The 22,166-nt window shown below is 67.8% G+C and carries 22 protein-coding genes; 11 read left to right on the top strand and 11 right to left on the bottom strand.

What is annotated here, in order from left to right; translation table 11 throughout:
• The first annotated feature begins 131 nt into the window (after positions 1–131).
• The 10 genes from AC1DNF_RS00850 to AC1DNF_RS00805 all read left to right on the top strand — a co-directional run bounded on the left by AC1DNF_RS00850 (position 132) and on the right by AC1DNF_RS00805 (position 10,583).
• Positions 132–863, top strand: a complete 732-nt coding sequence (locus AC1DNF_RS00850) for a VirB8 family type IV secretion system protein (RefSeq protein ID WP_478146625.1) — start codon at positions 132–134, stop codon at positions 861–863.
• Positions 860–1,711 (top strand): P-type conjugative transfer protein VirB9, encoded by an 852-nt coding sequence (gene virB9 / locus AC1DNF_RS00845; protein ID WP_478146624.1) that lies wholly within the window; start codon positions 860–862, stop codon positions 1,709–1,711. The genes AC1DNF_RS00850 and virB9 overlap by 4 nt, the downstream gene beginning before the upstream one ends.
• A complete protein-coding gene (virB10, locus tag AC1DNF_RS00840; protein WP_478146623.1) occupies positions 1,708–3,111 on the top strand; it encodes a type IV secretion system protein VirB10 in 1,404 nt (467 codons plus the stop codon). Before virB9 ends, virB10 begins: the two co-directional genes overlap by 4 nt.
• Complete coding sequence (virB11, locus tag AC1DNF_RS00835) at positions 3,080–4,228, top strand: P-type DNA transfer ATPase VirB11 (protein ID WP_478146622.1); 1,149 nt, start codon at positions 3,080–3,082, stop codon at positions 4,226–4,228. Before virB10 ends, virB11 begins: the two co-directional genes overlap by 32 nt.
• Positions 4,194–6,149, top strand: a complete 1,956-nt coding sequence (locus tag AC1DNF_RS00830) for a type IV secretory system conjugative DNA transfer family protein (protein ID WP_478146621.1) — start codon at positions 4,194–4,196, stop codon at positions 6,147–6,149. Before virB11 ends, AC1DNF_RS00830 begins: the two co-directional genes overlap by 35 nt.
• A 30-nt stretch (positions 6,150–6,179) precedes the next feature.
• Entirely contained in the window at positions 6,180–7,295 is a 1,116-nt protein-coding gene (locus AC1DNF_RS00825; RefSeq protein ID WP_478146620.1) for an LPD7 domain-containing protein, read from the top strand.
• 16 nt (positions 7,296–7,311) lie between these two features.
• The gene (locus AC1DNF_RS00820; RefSeq protein ID WP_478146619.1) at positions 7,312–7,968 is read left to right on the top strand and encodes a phospholipase D family nuclease; all 657 of its coding nucleotides are present in this window, start codon (positions 7,312–7,314) and stop codon (positions 7,966–7,968) included.
• A 53-nt stretch (positions 7,969–8,021) separates the two neighbouring features.
• Positions 8,022–8,729: a TraX family protein gene (locus AC1DNF_RS00815; RefSeq protein ID WP_478146618.1), complete on the top strand. Its 708-nt coding sequence runs from the start codon at positions 8,022–8,024 to the stop codon at positions 8,727–8,729.
• Positions 8,730–8,856: 127 nt separating this feature from the next.
• The gene (locus AC1DNF_RS00810; RefSeq protein WP_478146617.1) at positions 8,857–9,351 is read left to right on the top strand and encodes a hypothetical protein; all 495 of its coding nucleotides are present in this window, start codon (positions 8,857–8,859) and stop codon (positions 9,349–9,351) included.
• Positions 9,345–10,583, top strand: a complete 1,239-nt coding sequence (locus tag AC1DNF_RS00805; protein ID WP_478146616.1) for a zeta toxin family protein — start codon at positions 9,345–9,347, stop codon at positions 10,581–10,583. The genes AC1DNF_RS00810 and AC1DNF_RS00805 overlap by 7 nt, the downstream gene beginning before the upstream one ends.
• A gap of 277 nt (positions 10,584–10,860) precedes the next feature.
• On the opposite strand, the gene AC1DNF_RS00800 is transcribed toward AC1DNF_RS00805, so the two are convergent.
• Complete coding sequence (locus tag AC1DNF_RS00800; protein WP_478146615.1) at positions 10,861–11,448, bottom strand: NADPH-dependent F420 reductase; 588 nt, start codon at positions 11,446–11,448, stop codon at positions 10,861–10,863.
• Positions 11,449–11,487: 39 nt separating this feature from the next.
• Complete coding sequence (locus tag AC1DNF_RS00795; RefSeq protein WP_028253982.1) at positions 11,488–12,096, bottom strand: FMN-dependent NADH-azoreductase; 609 nt, start codon at positions 12,094–12,096, stop codon at positions 11,488–11,490.
• 163 nt (positions 12,097–12,259) lie between these two features.
• Between AC1DNF_RS00795 and AC1DNF_RS00790 the strand changes: the two genes are divergently transcribed.
• Entirely contained in the window at positions 12,260–13,180 is a 921-nt protein-coding gene (locus tag AC1DNF_RS00790) for a LysR family transcriptional regulator (protein ID WP_478146614.1), read from the top strand.
• A 261-nt stretch (positions 13,181–13,441) separates the two neighbouring features.
• Here AC1DNF_RS00790 and AC1DNF_RS00785 read toward each other — a convergent pair whose 3' ends face one another.
• The 9 genes from AC1DNF_RS00785 to AC1DNF_RS00745 form a co-directional block, all read right to left on the bottom strand.
• Positions 13,442–14,485 (bottom strand): relaxase/mobilization nuclease domain-containing protein, encoded by a 1,044-nt coding sequence (locus tag AC1DNF_RS00785; protein ID WP_478146613.1) that lies wholly within the window; start codon positions 14,483–14,485, stop codon positions 13,442–13,444.
• 43 nt (positions 14,486–14,528) lie between these two features.
• Positions 14,529–15,062, bottom strand: coding sequence for a hypothetical protein (locus tag AC1DNF_RS00780; protein WP_478146779.1), 534 nt, complete (start codon positions 15,060–15,062; stop codon positions 14,529–14,531).
• A 291-nt stretch (positions 15,063–15,353) separates the two neighbouring features.
• Positions 15,354–15,587, bottom strand: a complete 234-nt coding sequence (locus AC1DNF_RS00775) for a hypothetical protein (protein WP_478146612.1) — start codon at positions 15,585–15,587, stop codon at positions 15,354–15,356.
• The gene (locus tag AC1DNF_RS00770) at positions 15,587–15,844 is read right to left on the bottom strand and encodes a hypothetical protein (protein ID WP_478146611.1); all 258 of its coding nucleotides are present in this window, start codon (positions 15,842–15,844) and stop codon (positions 15,587–15,589) included. Before AC1DNF_RS00770 ends, AC1DNF_RS00775 begins: the two co-directional genes overlap by 1 nt.
• Complete coding sequence (locus tag AC1DNF_RS00765; RefSeq protein WP_478146610.1) at positions 15,819–16,124, bottom strand: hypothetical protein; 306 nt, start codon at positions 16,122–16,124, stop codon at positions 15,819–15,821. Before AC1DNF_RS00765 ends, AC1DNF_RS00770 begins: the two co-directional genes overlap by 26 nt.
• Before the next feature lie 75 nt (positions 16,125–16,199).
• Positions 16,200–18,257 (bottom strand): ParB/RepB/Spo0J family partition protein, encoded by a 2,058-nt coding sequence (locus AC1DNF_RS00760; protein WP_478146609.1) that lies wholly within the window; start codon positions 18,255–18,257, stop codon positions 16,200–16,202.
• Between the two features lie 473 nt (positions 18,258–18,730).
• Positions 18,731–19,942, bottom strand: a complete 1,212-nt coding sequence (locus AC1DNF_RS00755; RefSeq protein ID WP_436292975.1) for an IS110 family RNA-guided transposase — start codon at positions 19,940–19,942, stop codon at positions 18,731–18,733.
• A gap of 732 nt (positions 19,943–20,674) precedes the next feature.
• Entirely contained in the window at positions 20,675–21,019 is a 345-nt protein-coding gene (locus tag AC1DNF_RS00750) for a DUF2958 domain-containing protein (RefSeq protein WP_345539060.1), read from the bottom strand.
• 257 nt (positions 21,020–21,276) lie between these two features.
• A complete protein-coding gene (locus AC1DNF_RS00745) occupies positions 21,277–22,086 on the bottom strand; it encodes a DUF932 domain-containing protein (protein WP_478146608.1) in 810 nt (269 codons plus the stop codon).
• Positions 22,087–22,166: the final 80 nt, after the last annotated feature.

The following is a 22,166-nucleotide window of genomic DNA, read 5'->3' as shown; positions in this document are numbered from 1 at the left end:
CGTGAAGTCCTGCCTTTCTCTCGCACTGGCCCTGCTTCTGGCGGCATGCGGCACCCGCCCGCCCCTGCCGCCGGAGTGCCAAGGCCCGCTTACGCCCATCAACCCGTCCTCGGCGACTTCTGGAGCGCCTCATGAACCGGGACCCCGCGCTTGAGAAGTACCTCAAGGAGGCCCAGAGCTGGGAGCTTGACCGCGCTCGCCGCGCGGAGCGCTCGGCCAGGATCGCCTGGATCGTCGCGGGCATAGCGGCCGCGACCGCGCTCCTGGCGGTTGCCGCCGTCACCGGGCTCACGCCCCTGAAGCAGCCTGTTCCCGTGGTCATCCGCGTGGACAGCAGCAGCGGCATCGTGGACATCGTCCCGACCTACCAGGGCACCACCGACGTCGAGCAGGTCGTCACCCGCAACCTGCTGCAGAACTACGTTATCGCCAGGGAGCGCTACTTCTACGGCACCGCGGAGGCCGACTACGAAATGGTCGCCGCGCAGAACTCCCCCCGCCTGAACCAGGAGTGGGCCGCCCTCTGGGCCACCAACAATCCGCTGTCGCCGCTGAACGTCTACAAGGACGGCACCGCCATCCGCACGCAGGTGCGCTCCGTCACCTTCCTCAAGCTCGACAGCGGCAAGGATAAGCTGGCCCAGGTGCGCTTCACCCGCTACACCCGCGCGGGCGGCACCGGTGACGAGCAGGCGAGCCACTGGGTCTCCACCATCGAATTCGCCTACGTCCAGCCCTCCAGGGACGACAAGTGGCGCTCGCTCAACCCGCTGGGCTTTCGCGTCATCGAGTACCGACGCGAACCCGAGGTCGCGGCCGCAGGCGTAGCGGCGACGCCCCCCATCAAGCCGGAGTCGCGATGAGGGCATGTGCCGCGCTTTCCCGATGGATGCCCACTGCGGTGCTGGCGTGCAGCCTCGGCTTGGCCGCCCTATCCGGTTTCGCCGCCACCCTCCCGCCGGCCGGCAAGGTGGACGCCCGCGTGCGCACGGTCGCCTACAACCCCGACGACGTCGTCACGCTGCATGGCTACGTGGGATACCAGATCCACCTGCAGTTCGCCGAGGGCGAGGAATTCGTCAGCCTGGGCTCCGGCGACAACGCCGCCTTCGACGTGGGGGCCGAGCGCAACCACTTCTTCATCAAGCCCAAGGAAACTCGTGCGTCGACCAACCTCACGGTCTTGACCAATCGCCGGGCGTACCACTTCGACTACGTGGTGTCGGCCAGCGCTCCCTCCGGCACCCCTTCCAGCTCGGCCATGCGCCGCATGGTCTATTCGATCCGCTTCACCTATCCCGAGGACGAAGCCAGGGCTCTCGCGGCCGAGGCCGAGCGACGTCGCACCGAAGTGCGCATGAGCCAGGCCTCCGACAGGCCGCGCAACATGAATTACTGGTTCTGCGGCAGTGAGTCACTCAAGCCCATGAACGCCTACGACGACGGCGTGCAGACGCGCCTGCGCTTCCAGGCCCGCTCCGAGTTTCCCGCGATGTTCGTGCAGAACGACGACGGATCGGAATCGCTGCTGAACTTCAATGTCGAGGACGACGAGGTGGTGATCCATCGGGTCGCGCGCCGCTTCGTGCTGCGCCGCGGCCAGTTGGTCGGCTGTGTCGTCAACCAGTCCTTCGCCGGTGGCGGCGCGCGCACGTCCACGAACACCAACGTGCCTGGCGTGCAGCGATCCACAGCGGGAGGTGAACCATGAACCGACAGGATCGTGAGCATGGGCCGCGCGACGCGGATGACGCCGCCGAGCAGGGCCAGCACGGTGACAACGAAGCCATCAAGGGCGCGCCCGATCGCCGTGTGGACGCCGACACCGGGGAAATCCTTTCGGTGAGCGGCACCACGCGGCCGGATCCCGGCGGCCTTGGCAGCAGCAGCGAGCGTGGCGATGCCCGCGCCGCCACGGTGCAGGGTGAGCGGACCATCCCCTCGGTCAACCGCGAGCGCTCCATCCAGTCGCGCATCAGCAGCGGCCTGGCGCTGGCCACCATCATCCTGCTGGGCGGGGGCTTTCTGTTCTGGTACTACAACACCCAGTACAGCAAGACGCGTGATGCCGAGGAGTCGGCGCGCAGGGCCGCCGCGGCGCGCGCCGGCGGCGAGATGAAGGTTCCGCCGCTGGGCCGCATAGAGCCGCCCAGGGCGCACTTCGACGCGACGCCCGTCTCCACCGGCAGTCCCTCCCCTGCCCCACCGCTGCCCTCGGCCAATCCCGGCGGCCCGCCGCAGAAGACGCCCGAGCAACTGGCACTGGAACGACAGCTCGGCGCCCCTGTGCTTCGCAAGGCCCAGTCACTCACCGGCGGCGGCCCGTATGCAGCCGCCGGCGCAGTGCCCGGCCCCTCCGGCTCCGCCGGCCAGCCCGTCATGCCCAACGTCGCCCAACTGGTCAGTGCCATGCAGAACCCCAACGGCGCTGCGGGTCCAATGAGCCCGATGAGCAGCAGCTTGGCCACGAACCTCAGGCCGACCCCGACCCCCGCCGTGATGGCCCAGACGCTGCCCACCCGGCGCCTGCTGCTGCCCAAGGGCGCCTTCATCGACTGCACGCTGGAGACGGCCATCGACTCGACCTACGAGGGGATGACCACCTGCATCGGCGCGAGCGACATCTACGGCGCCGACGGCAAGGTCGTGCTGCTGGAGCGCGGCACCAAATACGTGGGCGAGCAGCGCGGAACGCCTCGGCAGGGTCAGGGCCTTTTCTTCGTGGTCTGGAACGAGGCGCGCACCCCCACTGGCGTCGTGGTGCAGCTCGCCTCGCCCGGCACCGACGAGCTCGGCCGCAACGGCCTGCCCGGTTTCGTCGACACCCACTTCTGGGAGCGCTTCGGCGCCGCGATCCTGATTTCCGTCATCGACGGCACGATGGCCGCCCTCGCCGCCCACCAGCAAAGCGGCACCCAGATCGGCAGCGGCGGCGGCGCCGTGGTCGCCCCGCAGGGCAGCCGGGACGTCATCGCGGAAGTGCTGCGCAGCACGGTCGCGATTCCGCCCACCGTCATCAAGAACCAGGGCGAGCGCATCCAGATCCTGGTCGCCCGCGACGTGGACTTCAGGAGCGTCTATGCGCTTCGAACCGAGCCGGCAACCCCTTGACCGCGAAGACGGCGCGACAGGTGCTGCGGAACCGGCGCTGGCGGCCACGCCCGCGCCTCGGCCCGCGGGCGAGGCGCCGTCTTCCCTGGCACTCTTTCTCGGGCCGCTGGCCCGGCTGCTGCAGGATCCCGAAGTCACCGAGATCTGCATCAACGAGCCCGGCGTGGCCTTCGTCGAGCGGCAATCCGGCTGGACACGCGAGGAACTGCCCTTCGCGTCGTACGACTGGTGCGTCTCCATCGCCAAGCTGGTGGCGAACTTCACCCGCCAGCGCATTTCGGCGAGCGAGCCGCTGCTGTCGGCCACCCTTCCTGGCGGCGAGCGCATCCAGATCGTCCTGCCGCCAGCGACGCTCGATCGCACCGTCTCCATCACGATCCGGCGCCCCTCGAACGCCCTTTGGACCCTGGAGGAACTCGAAGCCCTGGGCATCTTCGCGCCGACCCGCAGCGTGCCGTTGATCGAGCTTCGGCACGCCGATCAGGAGCGCGTGTTGCCCGAGGACCGGGAACTGATGGGCCTGCTCGCACGCCGGCAGTTCGTGCAGTTCCTGCGCCGCGCCGTGCAGCTGCGCAGGAACATCCTCCTGTCCGGGGCCACGGGCTCGGGCAAGACCACGGTCAGCAAGGCGCTGATCCTGGAGGTGCCGCCGGAGGATCGGCTGATCACCATCGAGGACGTGAAGGAGCTTTCGCTTCGCAACCAGCCCAACCACGTGCGCCTGTTCTACTCGCAGGGGGCGCAGGGCCAGGCCGAGGTCACACCCGGCCAGCTCCTTGCGAGCGCCAAGCGGCAGCGCCCGGACCGCGTCTTCGTCTCCGAGCTGCGCACCGGCGAGGAGGTCTACGACTACCTGGTGTCCGTCAACACCGGCCACCCGGGCTCCATCACCAGCGTGCATGCCGACAGCGCCGAGAAGGCTTTCGTGGCGCTGGCCCAGCTGATGAAGCGCAGCCAGGCGGGCCGGGGCATGACGACGCGCGAGGGGGTGGAGCTGGCCCGGATGAGCGTGGACATCGTCGTTCAATGCGCGCGCGACCGCACCCGTGCCGGCGGCCCGCGCATCGTGCGGGAGATCTGGCATGACCCTGCCAGCAAGCTCCGAGGGCCTGCCTAGCCCCGTCAGGATCGCGGTCGCGCTGCTGGTGGCGGCGCTGGTCGGCCTGTATCTGGCCGGCTACGCGTTCCTGATGGCGATGAGGCTGCCGCCGCAGGAGGCGTCGCTGCTGACCATCCACCGATACTGGCAAGCCTACGGCGCGCGGCCCGAGGTGCGGCGCACGCTGGTCACAACCCTCGTGGGTGCACAGGGGCTGTGCCTGGGCCTGGTGGGCTTGGCCATGCTCCCGCGCCGACGGCCGCTGCATGGCCAGGCGCGCTTCGCCACCCGGCGCGAGATCGAACAGGCGGGTCTGCTCAAGGACCACGGCATCATCCTCGGCCGGCTGGGGCGGCGCTACCTGGTGCTGCCCGGCCAGCAAGGCGTGGAGCTGGAAGCCCCGCCGCGCAGCGGCAAGGGCATCGGTGTCGTGGTGCCGAACCTGCTGAATTGGCCCGGCTCGACCATCGTCAGCGACGTCAAGGGCGAGAACTTCATGCGCACGGCCGGCTTCAGGCAGGCCCATGGACAAGAGGTCCACCTGTTCGATCCGCTGTCCGAGCGCGAGTGCTCGGCGCGCTGGAACCCGCTGGGCTACGTGTCCGAGACCCCGTACCGCTGCATCGACGACTTGCAGCGCATTGGCACCATGCTGTTTCCCGATCCGCTGGCCGGCGACCCGTTCTGGACCTCCTCGGCTCGCTCGCTGTTTCTGGGTATCGCGCTGTACCTCTTCGAAACCGAGGGCGCCACCCGCACCCTGGGCGAGGTGCTGCGCCAGGGCATGGCCAGCGACGCCGAGGGCTTCCAGAAACACTGGAAGCGCGTGATCGATGCCTGCGAACGCGCGGGCTACCCGCTGTCTCGGGAAGCCATCCAGAGCCTGTATGACGTGATCGACCTGGCCCCCACCACGGCCTCGAGCATCCGCAAGACTTTCACCAGCCGGCTGGACCTGTGGCTCAACCCGATGATCGACGCCGCCACCTCGGCCAACGACTTCGATCTGCGGGAGCTGCGCAAGCGCCCGATCTCGATCTACGTGCAGATCAACCCGGACAACATCGCCCGGCTGCAGCCGCTGCTGAACCTCTTCTTCCAACAGGCGATCGGCCTGCAGACGCGCGAGCTGCCGGAGAACAACCCGGCGCTTCAGCACCAGCTGCTGCTCATGCTGGACGAGTTCCCCGCGCTCGGGCGCATTCCGGTGATCGCCGAGTCCACGGCCTTCCTGCCCGGCTACAACGTGCGCACGGTCGTGATCGTGCAGTCCCACTCGCAGCTGATCGAGAAGTACGGCGTCGAGGGCGCCAAGTCGATCCGCAAGATGCTCGCGGCGCGCATCGTCTTTCCGCCCAAGGAGTACGAGGACGCCGAGGCCATTTCGCGCGAGCTGGGGACGTACACCGTGCGCCAGAAGAACATCAGCCGGCCCCTGTGGGGCGGCGCCGGCAAGACCGGAACCGTGAGCATCAGCGAGCAGCCACGCCGCCTGCTGCTGCCGCAAGAGGTCAAGGAGCTGGGCCCGGAGCGGATGATCCTGTTCTGCGAAGGCCTGCGCCCCGTGCTCGCGCACCGCATCCGCTACTTCAAGGACAAGTCCTTCGCGCGGCGCGAGCTGGCGCCGCCGGCCGTGCCGAGGCTGGAGGTACAGGGCGCCAGGCATGCCGTCGCCACGGCGCCGGCCAGCGGCGCGGACGACGCGTCCGCCAATTCGTCGAGTGCCATCGCCCACCTCACCCCGGCGAGCGGGGGACATGTGCTGTCGAAGGAGGAGGCACCCGTGGCCAACGAGGTGCGCAACGATGTGTCGGGCGACGCGCTGAAGCTGGACGATTTCTCGTTCGACTTCGACGACGTCGAGATTCCCACCGGGCAACTGAGCGACGAGGACATCAAGCGCCACGCCGACGAGTTCGTCTCGCGGCTGCTCGATTGACCTCCTTCCGAAACCGAGAAAGGAACCGCCATGGCGAATCCATCCATGCACGAACAGGCGGGCAGCGGCAGTCCTGGCGCAGGGCCGGGCGAGTTCGCCGGTTCGGTCCAGGGCGACGCGCCGCAGACCGGCCGCGCGCATCTCCGCGTGCCCGATGCCATCGAACGCCGCTACCTCAAGGTCGATGACCGCTACTTCTTCCCGGATCGCACGCTCGCCTTCATCGACGACGGCAGCCGCATCCGCGTGCGCACGGAAAACCGCGAAGTCATGCACAGTGTCATCGCCATCGCCGAGGCCAGGGGCTGGCGGGTGATCGAGCTGCGCGGCACCGAAGACTTCCGCCAGGGCATGTGGCGCGAGGCGGCGCTGCGGGGGATCGAGGCGCGGGGCTATTCGCCGGCCGAGGCTGAGGTCCACCAGGTCGAGCGCGCGCGGGACCGCAATCATCCCGTTGAGCCCGTTGAAGCATCGGTGGACCGCGACGGCGCATGGGAACCGCGCTCCCTGCGCGATGGCCCGCGCCCGCCGATCAAGGGCATGCTGGTCGCCGCCGCCGCGGCGCCGTACCAGTTCCACCCCGAGCAGCGCATGTCCTTCTACGTGATGGTGCGCACCGAGGTCGGCGACCGCACGATCTGGGGCGCCGACCTGGAGCGGGCACTGGCCGAGTCCGCGTCGCAGCCGCGCATCGGGGACCCGGTCGTGCTCACGCAGCTCGGCACCCGCCCTGTCAATCTGCGCGTTCCGGCACGCAACGACGCGGGCGAGCTGATCGGCGAGAAGAAGATCGTCGCCCAGCGCGCCCGCTGGAGCATCGAGACGCCCGGGCACGTGCGCGACCTGGAGCGCCAGGCGCGCCTGCTGCGCACCGGCCAGACCGTGGCCGAGGCTTCCCTCGCCACCTCTCCGACCCTGGCCACCGCCGCCGCGGGTCTGAAGCTGGCCGAGCAGTACGCCCGGCGGGTGACGGCGGACGGGCCTTCGCAGGAGCGGCTGGTGGAGGCCATCCGCGACCGCATGGCCGCCGCCGTCGAACAGGGCCACACCCTCCATCTTCCCGCGCGCAAGATGCGGCCGACCCAACGGCAGGTCCGCCAGCGCGCAGGCCGCAGCCGCGAGGAACCGATCCATGAACGCACCTAGACGACAGGAACAGGGAGTGCTTCGTTTGCACCGCGCCGTCCGCCCCTGCGGCGTTGCCTTCTTCACGTGCATCCTGCTGGCTGGGCTTTCATGGCACGGCCTCGCGGCGCATGCCGAGATGGCAGGCGTCACCGCGCAGCCGTTGCGCGCGGTGGCGCAGGGTACGTCCATCGCATCCGCCGGCGCGAAGGATGCCACCGCGCCGGTGCCCTCCGCTTCTCCTGTTTACTCGGCAGCCTTCACACCCGGCCACGCCCAGCGCCTCGTGCTGGACACGATCCGGGGCGCGAAGACCACGCTGCTGGTGGCCGCCTACTCCTTCACGAGCAAGCCGGTGGCCACCGCGCTGCGCGATGCCAGGCGCCGCGGCGTGCAGGTGTTCGTGGTTGTGGATGCCGGCGAGGCGGCCAAAGGCTATTCGGCCGCGCGCTTCCTCGCCAACGAGCGGGTGCCGGTCCGGGTCAACGCCCGCTACGCCCTGCAGCACAACAAGTTCATCGTCGTGGATGGCGCCGTGGTGCAGACCGGCAGTTTCAACTACACCGCCTCGGCCGCAGCGCACAACGCCGAGAACGTGCTCGTGGTGAACAACGCGCCGGAGCTGGCCGCCCGGTACGGCCGCGAGTGGAGGCGGCTCTGGGACGAGGGCACGGAATTGCCTCCCGCCTACTAAGAATCAGTGGAAGCCACAGCCCGGGTACATCCGCACGCAGGCACTCTCATCCCATGCCGCAAGCTTCATCGACGAAGGCGCTTCCCAACACGCCCGGTCGCCTCGCGTGGGCCGTTTCGGACGGCTCGCTAGAGGCGCTCAAATGGGTGGCTCTGGTTCTCATGGCCGGCGACCACGTCAACAAGTACCTGCTGCACGAATCCAGCACGACGCTCTATGCCCTCGGGCGCCTGGTGATGCCGGTCTTCGGCTTCGTGCTGATGTTCAACCTGGCCCGCCCTGGCGCCCTGGCCGGCGGTCTGCATCGGCGGGTCATGAAACGGCTGGCGATCTTCGGCATCCTGGCAACGCCAGCCTTCGCCTGGCTGGTGGGGTGGTGGCCGCTGAACATTCTCTTCACGCTCTTCATTGCCACCCTGGTCGTCTACCTGCTCGAACGCGGCGGCAAGGGACATCGGCTCCTGGCTGTCGTGGCGTTCGTCATCGGCGGAGCGTTGGTGGAGTTCTGGTGGCCGGCGCTGTTGTGCTGCCTGGGCGCGTGGGCATTCGCGCGCCAGCCCACGGCTGGCCGCTTCACGCTGTGGGCGCTCGGCACGAGCTCCCTGGCCATCATCAATGGCAACGTCGCCGCGCTGGTTGCCCTGGCGCTGATCTGGGGAGCCGCGCAGGTGAACATCCCGCTGCGCCGCAGCCGCTGGGTCTTCTACGCCTTCTACCCGGCCCACCTCACAGCGTTGGCGCTCTTCCTGGCGACGCGCTAGCCGCGCGTGCCGCGGCGCCGCACACAGGCCGGCTTTGCAGGTCAACTCCCGGTGGCCGGCGTCGTTGCGTCAGATCCCTCCTTTTGCCAGCGGCCCAGTATGACGCCCTGCTATAACTCACGCTCGCATGGACAGCACCCAATTGCGCATCCGCATCGACCGGGCCATTGCCGACAAGGCGCACAAAATGGCCAGGTCGCTCGGCATGGAGTTGCCCGACGTGGTCCGCATGATGCTCACCGAGGCGGTGCGCATCGGCGACTTCTCGATTGCGCCCGGCGAGCGGCGGCCCACGGGCCAGGCCGACCGGCCCTTCTACGAATACGACGAGCGGCAGTGGAACTCGATGAAGACCGTGCTGGACGCCGAGCTGGCGCTCGCACTGGTCAATCAGTACATCGCCTCCCATACGCTCCAGATCGAGGCGGCGGCTGAACGGGGCGAACCCCATGCACGACGGATCGAGCAGCTGATCCGGGAGCGCGACGAGGCCCGCAGGGTCCTCGCGACGCTGGACCCGGCCGATGCCGGCGCCGTCCGGGCGATCCTGCAGCAGTTCGGCCGCCAGCCGGACCGGGAGGAGCAGGACAACGAGGGTCTCAAGAAAGGGAACGCATGGTGACGCGCCCCCCGGAACCCGGGTCTGCATCCGCCCCTAACACGCCCACGCCCTCCGAGCGCGAGCTGCGGCGCCTGTACGAGCGATGCGTTGCACCGGACCTCCTGGTCGGTGCGCAGCCTGCTGAGCAGCCTGTGGCCATGATCATCGCCGGACAACCCGGTGCGGGCCTCACTTACGCATCGGTCATGCTGCGCCAGCAACTGATGCAGACCGTGGCACCCGCCGCCCATGTGTCCCTGAACCGCCTGCGTGCGTACCACCCGCTGTGGGCGGCCGGCGGCGACGTGGCTCCGACGGATGCTGCCCGGGTGACCGCCCATTGCCAGGCCTGGTTCGACCGCTTCGTCTCGGACGTTCAGACAAAGCGCCTCAACCTGGTCGCCGAAGTCGAGACCACGGACATCGAGACCGTGCCCAAACTCGCGGCGGACCTGCGGCGCGGCGGCTACACCGTCCAGGCGGTCTTCGTGGCCACCACCCGCGAAGAAAGCCGCCTGGCCATGCTGGCTCGCTACGAGCTGCGCCGCTGCGCGGGGCTCGGCGCCGAAGCGCCCTCCATCCAGGCCCATGAACTGGCCTTCGGCAACGTGAGCAGCCTCCTGGGCCGCCTGGAGCACGAGCACCTGGTCGATGGTCTGCGGGTGATCACGCGCAGCGGCACCCAACTGTACGAGAGCCGGGTGATCGATGGCATGCTCAACCGTGTCCCCCGGGCCGCCGAGACATTGCGGGCTCACCTGGACCGCACACCCGATGCCAGGGAGCTCGTCCAGTACGCGATGCGCTGGGAGACACTGGTGCAGCGCCTGACCGGCGACCCGTCGATTCCACGCGACATCGCCGGGCGCACGGTCATCTGGCGCAACGAAGCCGCCGCTCGCTGCGAGCAAGATCCCGACGCGAAACAGATGCTGCAGTGGGCGCGGGAGGCCGGGGCGTTCCGGGTGATGAACCGCTTCGAGTTCGAGAAGGAGTTCCCGCATCTGGCGCGTGCCGTCGCCGCGCTGGGCGAGGCGGTCCTCGAATCCGAACGCTTCCCGCCTAAGGAGGCCGCCCGGCTGCTGACCCACGCGCGCGAGAACATCGCGCAGCGCATCGAACGCGGGGACATGGCGCGCATCATCGCGCGCCAAAAAGCGATGGAAATGAAGGCGCAGGGAAAGGGAAGAACCCAACCGGACAGAGAGCGAACGGCGAAGGAACCGCCGTCCGAGGAGCCTCCCACTCGGTAGTCCGTCCAGAGGGTCCCGGAGACGGTGTGACGCCGGCCGCAGCGCTGCCGGCCATCCAGGGCAACAGCGTCCAATTCAAGGCGTGTACTGCGTGCGCTGAGTGGTGGCAGCGCCCAACTACCGCCAATCGATGCTGTACGACGAATTCCGGCTTTGCAGCGATTGCGGCCGTTGGCCGCAGATTTTTGAATGACTGATTCGCGACTCATCGCAGTCGTCGGACGTGCCGTGACGCGATGAGCTGTTCGAAGATCTCAAGCAGAAGCGCGAGCGAGAGTCACCCCTGCTTGATAAGGTTCTGCAGAACCAGCGCGCCGCCCTTGTCCAGCAACGTACCGGACTCCGCGAGTGTCCCGAGGACGATCGGTGCAAAGCCCAGGTCGCCGACCAGCTTCGAGATGACGGCGGTGGCCTGCGTCTCATCACCGGCCACGAACATGACCCGCCGTCCGCCGTGCTCAACCGGATTCATCGCCAGCAGCCTGGCGGGAAGTTGATTGAACGTCTTGACCACGCGTGCACCAGGGAAGGCAGACGCCACCACGACCGTGGACGGCTGACCTTTCAGCGCTTCCGGCGGAACGCCGTAGGTGTTCATGGCGTCGACCACGACCTTGTCGGTCCACTGCCCTGCAGCGCGGGCGACATCGACGTGTGCGCTGAAGGGCACCGCGAGAATGACCACGTCTGCCTTGACCGCATCCTGCAAGGTCAATGCCGTGACGTAGCCAGCGAGTTCCTTCTCGAGGGTTTCGATGGTGTCGGGTCCACGCGTGTTGGCGACGCCGACAGCGATGCCGCTGCGCGCGAACTGACGGGCCAGCGCCGAACCGACGTTGCCCGAGCCGATGATTGAGTAAGTCATGAAGATTCCTTAATTGATGATTGATTGAACGTCGGGGCCTTAGGCCGAGATGGCTGCGATGTCGGCAAGCGCCTCTGCGACGGCAGCCTTTTTGGCCTCGGGGCCCATGGCGATGCCTTCAGCTCGCACAACGGTCACGTCGGTGATTCCCAGGAACGCAAGCAAGCCGATGAGGTAGCTCTCCTGGTGTTCGAGACCCGCCGCCGGGCTTCCAGCCGAATACACACCCCCTCGCGCTGAGGCGATGAATGCCTTCTTGCCCTTCAGCAGGCCCTCGGGGCCGGTGGCGGTATAGCGGAAGGTCTTGCCTGCGACTGCGATACGGTCGATCCAGGCCTTGAGTGGCGTCGGAATCGACAAGTTGTACATGGGCGCGCCGATGACGAGGATGTCCGACGCGAAGAGTTCGTCCATGTACGCGTTGCCCTTGACCAGATCCGCCGTGATGGTCGCGTCTTCGGTGGCTGCACCGTTGAAGGCGGCCATGTGGGCGCCGGAGAGGTGCAGCGCCGGGTCGGCCGCCAGGTCGCGGGACACGACCTGGATGCCGGGGTGCAGGGCGCGGTGGCGCGCGACGAGTTCGGCTGAAAGTTGCCTGCTGACGGACGCGCCGCCGAGCACACTGGAGTCGAGATGAAGGAGTTGCATGAGAGCCTCGAAAGATTGATGAAGAAGTCCGACCTGTCCGCTTCGGCGTACAGGGCCTCGGGAAGTCTTTTCCCGTGGCTTGAATGGTGGGGACGCGGCATCATTCTGAGAAGCCGGTATATTGAGATTTAATCCATCTGCCCTGGAGATGGAAGGAGTTCAAATGCTCGATGGCGTGTCCCTGGACCAGCTGCGAACCTTCATCGCGGCCGTGGATGAAGGCAGCTTCTCGGCGGCGGCCCGGCGGCTCAATCGCGTCCAGTCCGCGGTGAGCGGGTGGGTCAGCAGCCTGGAGGGCCAAATCGGAGTCGTTCTGTTCGACAGGTCAGGCCGGTACCCCAAGCTGACACCCGAAGGCGTTCTCTTGCTCGCGGACGCACGCAACATCGTGTCCGGCGTCGACACGATGAAGGCCCGCGCAAGGTTGATGTCTGCCGGGTTGGAAGCGGAACTCTCTGTCGTGGTGGACGTCTTTTTTCCGACGGCGCTCGTCAGTGCGGCCGCGAAGGCGTTTGTGAGCCGATTTCCGCTCACTCCATTGAGGTTGTTCGTGGAAGGTCTGGGCGCGGGATACCAGCCGGTGCTGGACGGACGCTGCAGCCTGGGAATACTGGCGCCGCTGGCGGTCGAGTTTCCGTCGCTGAGCAGCGAGAGCATTGGTCAGGTGCCATTGGTCACCGTGGCCGCACCTGACCACCCGCTGGCGAGCTTCAAGCGACGAATTCCAAAGGCTGCCTTGGCCAAGCACGTCCAACTCGTTCTCACTGACCGGTCGGAGTTGAGCGCGGGCCGGGACTTCGGGGTCAAGTCGGCTTCAACCTGGAGATTGGCAGACCTTTCCACAAAGCACGCATTTCTCAGGGACGGCGTGGGCTGGGGCAACATGCCGATGCACATGGTGCAGGGCGACCTTGCGAGCGGCGCGCTGGTTTCACTCGATGTCGAGGACATGCTGCCTGCCGGCTTTTCGCTGGCGATGGCAGCATTCCATCGCGCCCTAGATCCGCCGGGGCCCGCGGCCAGGTGGCTAGTCGACGACCTGAAGGCGCGCTGTTCGCACGACGCAATGGAGTTAAAGACTTAGCCTGTTGAAAGGCTTATGCCGTGACTCGGTGGTGGTCCAGACTAGCGTCTGATCTCTCTGTAGAACGGTCACGACGCAGACTGAGCCCAGAGACCGCTTCATGCCCTTCACCGTCATTGATCGTCCGGTGCCGAACGACCTCAGGCAGTCTGGAGCGGCCATGCCTGACGATTGCAACCACAGCCGACCGGCATGACCTTCGTGGACGGCACCACTGACCGCTGTCGCACTACGACCTCGCAGGTGCTCACCTCCAGCGAGCTACCGACTTCGCTCATCGGGCGCACGAGTGTGGGAGCGCTCCGGCGTCGGCGCACGCCGCTGAGCCTGCCATTGCTCCGCAAGCCGCTGCGCGTCCGTCCGCACCGGCGGCATCTGCGCCGCGTAGCGTTCCACCTGCTCAGCCAAATCGGCCTGCCCCTGCCGTCGCAGCATCTGCGCCGTGGATCGCCAGTCATCGATCACGGCGTCGCGCGTGCGCTTCAGGGTCTGTTTCCCCTGCTCGATCGAACTGTCCCCGCCTTGGAGCGCTTTCACCATCGCCAGCACCTTGTCGCGCATGAAGGTCGACGGCTTTGGCGTGGCGCGCTGGCTGCGCTCCACGGCATCCAGTTGCCCGAACGCGCGCATCGCCCGCAGCCGATGGTGGATGGGGTCGCGGTGCGGTCGGTGCGCCTGGCCGCGGATCTGCCGCGGCGTCGCATTGGCGGCCACGCCTTGCTCGCGCATGAGTTCAGCGTACTGCTCGCGCCAGCGGCGCAGGGTGTCCTTGCGGATATAGAGCCGCTTGCCCGGCTCGTACTCGTGCTCGCACTTGACCACCAGGTGCACATGGGGGTGCGCCTGGTCAGTGTGCAGCACCATCGCGTACCGGTGCTGCAGACCGAAGTTCTCGCGCGCGAAGATGCGCGCTGCCGCCAGCACCTTCTCCGGCGGTGTCCCCGCGGGCATCGACAGCACGATGTTGTGCGCGAGTTTTGGCCGCGTGTCCTTCTCACCATCCGCGGGCTTCGACCGGTACTGGCTGCGACACTGATCGAGCTGCCAGTCCTGCGCGATCTCCAGCGCCGCATTCTTGCCTTGAACCATGAGGCCATCGTCCGTCTCCAGCGGCAGCTTGCCATGCCGACCGATGTACTTGAGGTGGGCGCGGACACCGCCGAAGTCGCGGCCGCCGCCAGAGACCTTCACCATCACTTCGGGCGTGCGACTGACCGTGCGCTTGATCTGCTGGATCTGCTCCGGACCGAAGCGCAATACACCGCCAGGACCGCGCCGGCCATGGCTCACGATGTCCAGTGCCATGTCACGATCGCCACCACTCAATGGGCGCGATCTAACCGTCCGCTTAGGCATGACCCGCCTCCCAGCTCATCAGGTTGCGGCGCACCACCGCCGCCGCCGCTTCGCGCGCCGATTCAACGTCGTGGCGCACATGCGCGAGCAAATCACGCAGCTCCGATGCTGCGGGTTCGGCCGAAGTGTTCGGCATGTCGAACATTCGCAGTTGCCGGCCCACGGCTGCCAGCTGCGCCCCCACTGCCTTGATCAAGTCCAGCTCCCGCGGCGGCAGGACATCCGAGGCGCACACGTGGTTGTGGATGAGAAGCGCCAGATACGTGCCGGTCCTCATGCCCCGTGCGCCAGCGCGTTCTGCTGCGCGCGTGCGATCGCCATGGCGAAGGCGCAGCGTGATGCGGTCCTCGGATGCAACGTCCGTCGCGGCGTCACTCGCATCAGCCACCGGCCCTGAAGCAGCTACGCCCGGTGCGTTCGAGCGCAACACTTCGTCGATGAGTTTGCAGAGCAGGCCCGACTCGGTGAGCTGGTGACGCGCGGCCAGCGCGGCGAATCTGGCCTTCACATCGGTAGGCAATCGCATCGAGATCACGGCGGATCGAGGAGCGTTGGCCATGACAAACACCAAGGTGTAAACAATGTCTGACGGCAGTCTATCCTGCCCTCAACACCGCACAAGGACTCTGCGTTCGGCATGTCGAACATTGAAGTCTTCGACCAGCGCCGCCGAGCCGCGACGCGCGAGCGGCGCCACAACCCGATGAGGCGCCTCACCCCCTTCCCGCTTCGGCGTGCCGAACACATGGGGCCAGACGGCCACATACGCAAAGGCCTGCCATCCTCGATGGCAGGCCCACAATCCTGGCACGCACCTTCAGCTTCGCATTCGTCGCCCGGTCTTCTTCCATTCTGCTCGCTCGAGCGCCACTCGCTGCTTCACCGCTGCGTAGTAGCACCACGCCAGGTCGACCGTTTCGCGTGAGCGCAGCCCCTTGGCGCGCAGTTCGATCACGCCGCCGACGATCGTCACCATCACGGCCCGCAGTCCTCGCTCACGCACCATGGCCGTGCTTTCACGGGTCACCGGCTTGAACGACTTCGTCGCCATCAAGCGCTCCGGCGCGCCGCGAGCTTGCGGGCGAGTTCGACATGCCGCTCCGCTTCCGACAGATGCCCGGCGATTTCGGCGAGATCCTGGTCCGGCAGGTGCCGTTGCCGTGCCTGCTCGACCCCGAGCACGGCCAGTTGCAGGAGTTCCTCGCATTCGCGCGTGCGCCGCGCGAGGCAGTGGCCCTCGAAGCGCGACAGCGGCTCGGACGCCGCCTGCAATGGCGCCGCGCTATCGACCGTGTCTACCGGACGCATGATGACCTCGCTGGTCAGAGGCCTCGCCACGTGGCTGCTGTGACGCGCCCAGTTCCCGCGTCGGCACGCCGTCCAGTTGCACCGGGGTGAGTTCGCGCGTGCTCCCGATCCCCGCGATGACTGGAAGCGTCGGCTGAAAGCGCGCGGCGAAGGCCGGGGCAATCGGTCTGGCGGGCGTTGAGAAGGCGTCGGGGGCTATCCTGCCGACCGTCACGAGGGTCAATGCCGCCACCACGACGCCGACCGTGCCGCCGATGATGACCTTGTATATGGTGTGCATGAAAAATCTCCTTGGGAAAGTTTGGCGATCGATGTGCCGCGTGCCGCCGGGCTGTCCGGCGGCACGCAAGGGCGATCACTCGTCGATGTCAGTGGTGGTCCCTTCCGACGGCGCGAGCACGCGCAGCGGCTTGGGCAGCCAGCGCGTGCCTTCGAGCTTGCTGGCGCAGTACGCGATTGCTTGAGGCTTCTTCATGCCGGCCACGGCCTTGCTGCAGTCGGCGCCGGTCCCCTCCTTCACCGCTTCCAGCGCCTTGGCCTTGCTGACGCTGCCGAGATAGTGGGTGGCGGACGGCACCCACCAGTCGGCCATGTCGATGCCGAGCGCCTCAGCCAGCGCGTCGCTGTGATCGAAGCTGTGCTCGCGGCCCGTGACAGCGTTGAAGCTGCGTGCCGTGCAATACGCCAGCAGCTCCATCAGGGTGGCGTCGGACTGCGCCAGCAGCCAGCGAAACAGCATCTCGGGCGAACCCGGCAGGCGGTCGCCCCAATGCGACTCGGCCTCGCCCAGCAGTGTGGCGGCGGGACTGGCGGCATAGTCACTCGCGTCCTCGGACAGCGCATGGTCACCGGTCACGCTGACGGTGACCTTGACCACGTTGTTGCCCCGCCCATAGAGGCTGAATACCGTCTCGGCCATCCGGTGCACCAGGGCCACCAGGGCCGCCCTCGGGTTCTGCATCAGCGCCGCCTGGATCGCAGCCGTGCGGTGCGCCGTCAGGTCACGCATCAGCCTCTCGCTGAACTCCGCGCGCACCGGCGTTGCGGTATCAGGCGTGGTCCCAGCCGCACCATCATCGCGTGCGGAAGGCATCGCCTTGCGGTCCTCGGGGCGCACCAGTCCGCGATCGATCGCGACCTCGCCGCGATGGTCGAGCCGCACCAGCGCCCCGGCACGGCTCATCTGCTCGGGCGTCCATTGCCGCAGCCCGTCGCGCGCGGCTGCGAGTTTCTCTTCGACGCAGTCCAGCGCCTCGCACAACTGCTGCTCGATCAGTTCGAAGTCCTCGGCATCCGGGTCGCCTTCGTCCTGGTGCTTGTCGGAGGCCTGGGCCTGCGCGCGCTGCTCGGCCTCCAGTTGCTCGATGACCTGGGCCTCCTCGGCCGTCGGCTCGCGCTCGTCTTGTGCCTCCCGTCCGTAGCCGCGCAGCGTCGCGCTGTCGGTGTCCAGCGCGCAGTCGACCCAGGACCATCCCTCGGCCTGGAGCGGCGCCGCCGCGCCGCGCAGCTTGTCCATGGCGAGGCCCTGCAGCAAGGTCGGGTTGTCCAGGAAGATGCTGCGCAGGTCATCGGTCGAGGCGAAGAGGTCGCGCCGCACCGTGCCGCCCGCGGCCTCGTAGGCGTCGAGCCCGACGAAGCGCGCGAGCTTGCTGTCCGCGCTACAGGCCTCGGCCGTGATGGCCTGACGGATCCGATAGGCGCTGCGGTCGTAGGTGGGAAGGCTCTCCCAGACCGCCTGTTGTGCCACGTGATCCTCGGTCAGCGCCAAGGCCTGCAACTGGTCCGGTTCGATCTCGTTCGCCCGGTACATCGCGATGAAGCGGGGTGCGAGGCGCGCCAGCCGGAGCCGCCGCTCCACCGTCAGCGCCGACACCCCGAAGCGCCCGGCCACCTGGGCCACCGACAGGCGATCGTGTTCGACAAGTCGCCGGAACGCCTCCAACTGGTCGGCCGGGTGCATGGCTTCGCGGCCCGAGTTCTCGGCCAGCGACACCTGCAGCGCCAGCGCCGGATCGTGGACCTTGCACTCCACCGGCTGCGAGGCGTGCCATTTGCCTTGCTCGACCAGCAGCCGCATGGCCCGCAGGCGCCGGCCGCCGGCCACCACCGCGAAGCGCCCATGGGACTGGGCCACCACGCTCAGGCGATTGAGGAGGCCCTGCGCCTCGATCAGCGCCGCCAGTTCCGCGAGGCCCTGCTCGCCCGCGACCTGCCGCACATTGGCATCGCTGAGTTCCAGCCGATCCAGCGGCACCAGCACATCCTCGCCTGGCGCCGGCGCCAGGGCACCTTCGTCCTTCACTGCCTCGCTCGGCTGCTCAGCCGCATGCCCTGCTGCCGCCCTGCCTTTTGCAAGCTTCTGCCGCCTGCCTACGACCTTGCTCGCCGTGCTGTCCTTGTCGATGACCGTCATGTCTGTATTCCTTCCGATGAAGTTGAGCTGAAGAGATGCCGGGTTCCTAGATTCCGAGCCCCTTGTGAAAGGGTTGCTGCACGCATCGGCCTCCTACCCGGAGCTGGCCGCCGTTTTCCTGAGTTCTTCGCCCGGTGGACGGGCGCGACCGAGGGGACGGGGGAGCAAGGGGGAAGCATTCGTAACGTGTGAGCGTTATGAACACCCCCTTGCAGGCGAAGCCGGTCGCCCGGCCGCGCGGGCGCAAAGTCACCGGACAGGCGAGGAACTCAGGACAACGGCAGCGAAGTGAGGCGCAAGAGGCCGACGCGTGCCGCAACCGCCGCGCGGCGAGCGCCGCCACGTGCCGCAGGCACGTCCGATCAATGGCGGTTCAGGGGACGCCCGTCCCCTGTGGGCAGCCTGCGGCTGCCGCGCCAGGGATGCGCAAGGCGGCCGCAGGCCGTCCCCGCCAGGGGATGAGACACCCTGTGTCAACCCCTGGCTGTTTCAAGCAGCTGTTGAGCTGCCCTGTGCATGGCGGGGTCATAAGCCTTGCGGTCGGTCCAGGCGCGCCAGATGACGCGCAGCCATGCTCTGCTGAGTATTCGAATGGCGTGGGGGTGATCGCAACCGCGAGCCCGGGCCTTGGCGTAGAGGCTGGCGGCCCACGCACTGGCATGTCGCGAGTTGTCGGCCAGGCAGGTCAGCGCAGCGCGCAAACGATGGTTGCAGGCCCAGCGGAAGGTCACGGCCTTGGACTTGCCCGATTGGTAGGTCACGGGAGCGACGCCGGCTTCGGCGGCCAAGTGCTCGTCGCTTACGAAGCGCTCGCGCACGCTGCCAAGTTCGGCAAGGATCTGCGCGGCGCAGATGCGTCCGGCGCGCGGGAAGCTCATCATGATGCGACCGTCTTCAAGCGAAGCGACATGGTGCTCGATGCGACTGGACAGCAGCTTGATCTGCTCGACCAGACGAGCCAGCGTACGAGCCAGGCAGCGCGCGAGCTCGCCGTTGGCATCCATTTCCAGTTCGGCGCAGACGCTGGCCGGCGCCCCATGGAGCCTTTGCAGCAGTTCATCGGCGCTGCGTCGGCCGCAGTAGGCGTGCTGAGCGCAGAAGCCGGCCATGCGTTTGGGTCCCAGGCGGGCCGCGCTGTCGGGCGTGGGATAGCGCTCGATGAAGGCCAGCGAGATGGGCGAATCCACGTCGGCGAAGATCTCGGCCGCGCCGGGCCAGAAGGACCCAAGCAGGCTGCGCAGCTGATTGGCCAGCTGCACGCGCGTGGCCACCAGATCGTCACGCCCGCGCACCAGCGCGCGCAGTGCCCGAATCTCGTCGTCCTGAGGCGCCAGGGCTCTGAAGCGGTGGCCATCGGTGCGCAGCAGATCAGCCAGCAGGTAGGCGTCCGAAGCGTCGCTCTTGGCGCCGTGGCTGCGGTAGCGCGGTCGTGTGGCCTTGACCGCATTGGGGTGGATCGGCACCACTGTGAAGCCGGCCTCCACGAGGGTGTCCACCACCAGCCCGGAAGGTCGCTCGATGGCAACGGGTGGGCTGTGCCAGTGACGCAGGCGCCGCTGCAACGTAGCCAGACCATCGGCATCATGAGCGACGTCCAAACGCTCGCGCACGCTGCCGTGCTCGTCGATCACGCACACCGCGTGCGCGCGGCTGGCCCAATCCAGCCCGGCAAAGAAGGTACTCATGGACAAACTCCTTCAAGTTGCGGTATGACTTGCCGTGCCGGAAGCCCACGCGGGTCGCTCACTGATAGGCGCTCTTGGCTGCACACCGTGGCGCTACACCCTGTAGCCCGTCTGGGTCTTCCGGCGCCCCGAGGGCCGCGGGTCTCATCCGGGCCGTCAGACGGCAAGCGCGACTGGCAGTCACCCCGGGGGCACGGAAGTCGAAACGAAAAATCGGCGCCCGATAGGCACCAAGTCAAGCATGTCGCCAGCCAACGCATGCGCGCTGAACACGGGTTGCCCACCGCGGCGGCCGGCCGGTTCGTCGCAAGCGCCGACCGACCACCGCCGTGGACAACCCTGCGCTGTTCCATGCAAACGCCACTCAACGGCCGAAAGGTAGTCCAGTGAGCGCGAAGGCGCGAACCTGGAGCAGCCCGACAGCGGCGCAGCCGCTGGGGCGCCCAAGACAAGATCGTTGCATTGCACGAACGTGCTGCTGCCCAAGGCATGCCGATCGGACCACGACGAACCAACAGGCACCAGCGCGAGGCTCTGGCTAGACGACCTGTCGAATGGATCAGCTGCAGGAAGGCGCCGAGCACCGAAAGCCCCACGAAATGCGCTGAGCCCTGGCCAAGGCGAAGGCCAAGGACCGCGGCGGCCAAGGAACAGCGCTCGCGGGCCGTGGTGCGCGCCACCGCGCGAGGCTTGGCCGCAGGCCCGGCCGGCGGCTGCCGCGGGCCTGCGCGCTCAGGCCTGGATGCGCCCGGCCGCACGCGCCTCGCGCGCGTAGGCGCTCAGCCGCTTGTCGGGCCGGAAGTGCAGGTCCTGCTCTATCGGCAGGTTCATCAGGCCGCGCACGGCCGCCAGGGAGTGCAGGTCTACCAGCCCCAGCTCGGGACTGCCGAGTCCCAGGTCGCACAAGCCGAAGGCGACCTGACCCGTCTCGTCCAGTTCGGACAGCAACCAGGTCGCCCCGGCATCGGGCGTGAACAGCTTGACCACCGGGTAGGGATCGAAGTCGTCCGTTGCTCGCGAAGTCCGGCCGTGGGCGATCAGCTGCTCGCGCTGTGCTTCGGTGATGAAATTGAACATGGTGTGCTCCTTCAGCGGTTGCGGGCGGGATTGCCCGGGACCGTCCGGCGGCACGGCGCGCGCAGCGGTCAAGGTTCGAAGACGGCCGGCAGGCCGCAAGCGCCCGGGAGGGCGCGCCGACCTTGAGGGCGAGCACGCCGTGGCAGCCTGAAGGGAACAGCAAGACCACCCTATCGTCCCTCTGTCCTGCGCCTCTGCCCTAACTGGCGTCCTGCTTCCCGGCAGCGCGGTGGGTGCGAGCCCCCGGCCTGGCCGCCTCAGCGGCCGATGCGCTGCAGCGCCGCCTTCCACAGGCCGGTGTTCAACCGGACGTTCTCGCGGATCGCACGGATGCCGCGGGTGCGCATCGCCCGGCCTGTCGCTGTGCGGCCGCAAACGCCGCCTGTGACGACTGCCTCCTGTACCGCGTTGAAGGTCTTCCAGACATCGTCACCAATGTCGGCCATGCGCCGGCGCTCCAGCAGTTGCGCCGGCTGCACCGGCGGCTCGGTCGCGTCCGGAAAGCGCAGCGCCAGCGCCTCGCGTGCGAAGTCCAGCTGCTGCCCGCCCGAAAGCTGCGTGCCGCGCATCTGCTCGACCGCCTCGCCCACCAGGGCGAACTCGCGCGTGATCCGCTGCGCCGCCTCCACCACGTTGGCCACCACGTTGCCGCGGTGACTGACATGGATCAGCCCGAAGTCGCCGATCGCCGTCAGCATTCCATTGGTGCACACCGGCCTGAAGAGCCCAGCGCGCAGCTGGTACGCGCTGCGCCCGTCGTGCGAGTTGATCAGCACGATCTCGCCCAGCACGTCGTCCAGCGACAGGCACTGCACCACCGGCTGAAAGCGCAGCATGTGCCGCGCGTAGCCCGCGTTGCCGTCGCGCGATCGGGTCTGCACCGCCAGCGTCGGCTCGAAGCCCGCGTCGATCAGGGCGGTGACGATCTCGCGCGTGCTGATGAACACGTACCTGGGTCCGGTGCAGCCGGCCGCCCGGTCCGCAAACACCGCCGGCGCGCTGTGTGCCAGGTCCTGCAGCGAAAGGGAGGTTCTGGCGGCGAAGGTGAAGGAAGAGGAAGAAGTCATGATGAGCTCCTGGCGTGACACAGGCGGGATTGCCTGCGTAGCCCCTGGCTCACGCGGCAGCGCAGCGGTCAAGGTTCGAA

The organism is Variovorax sp. 01T432 (assembly GCF_056398605.1).
Note: the sequence above shows the minus strand (reverse complement) of the source record. Positions and strands in the feature narration are given on the sequence as shown.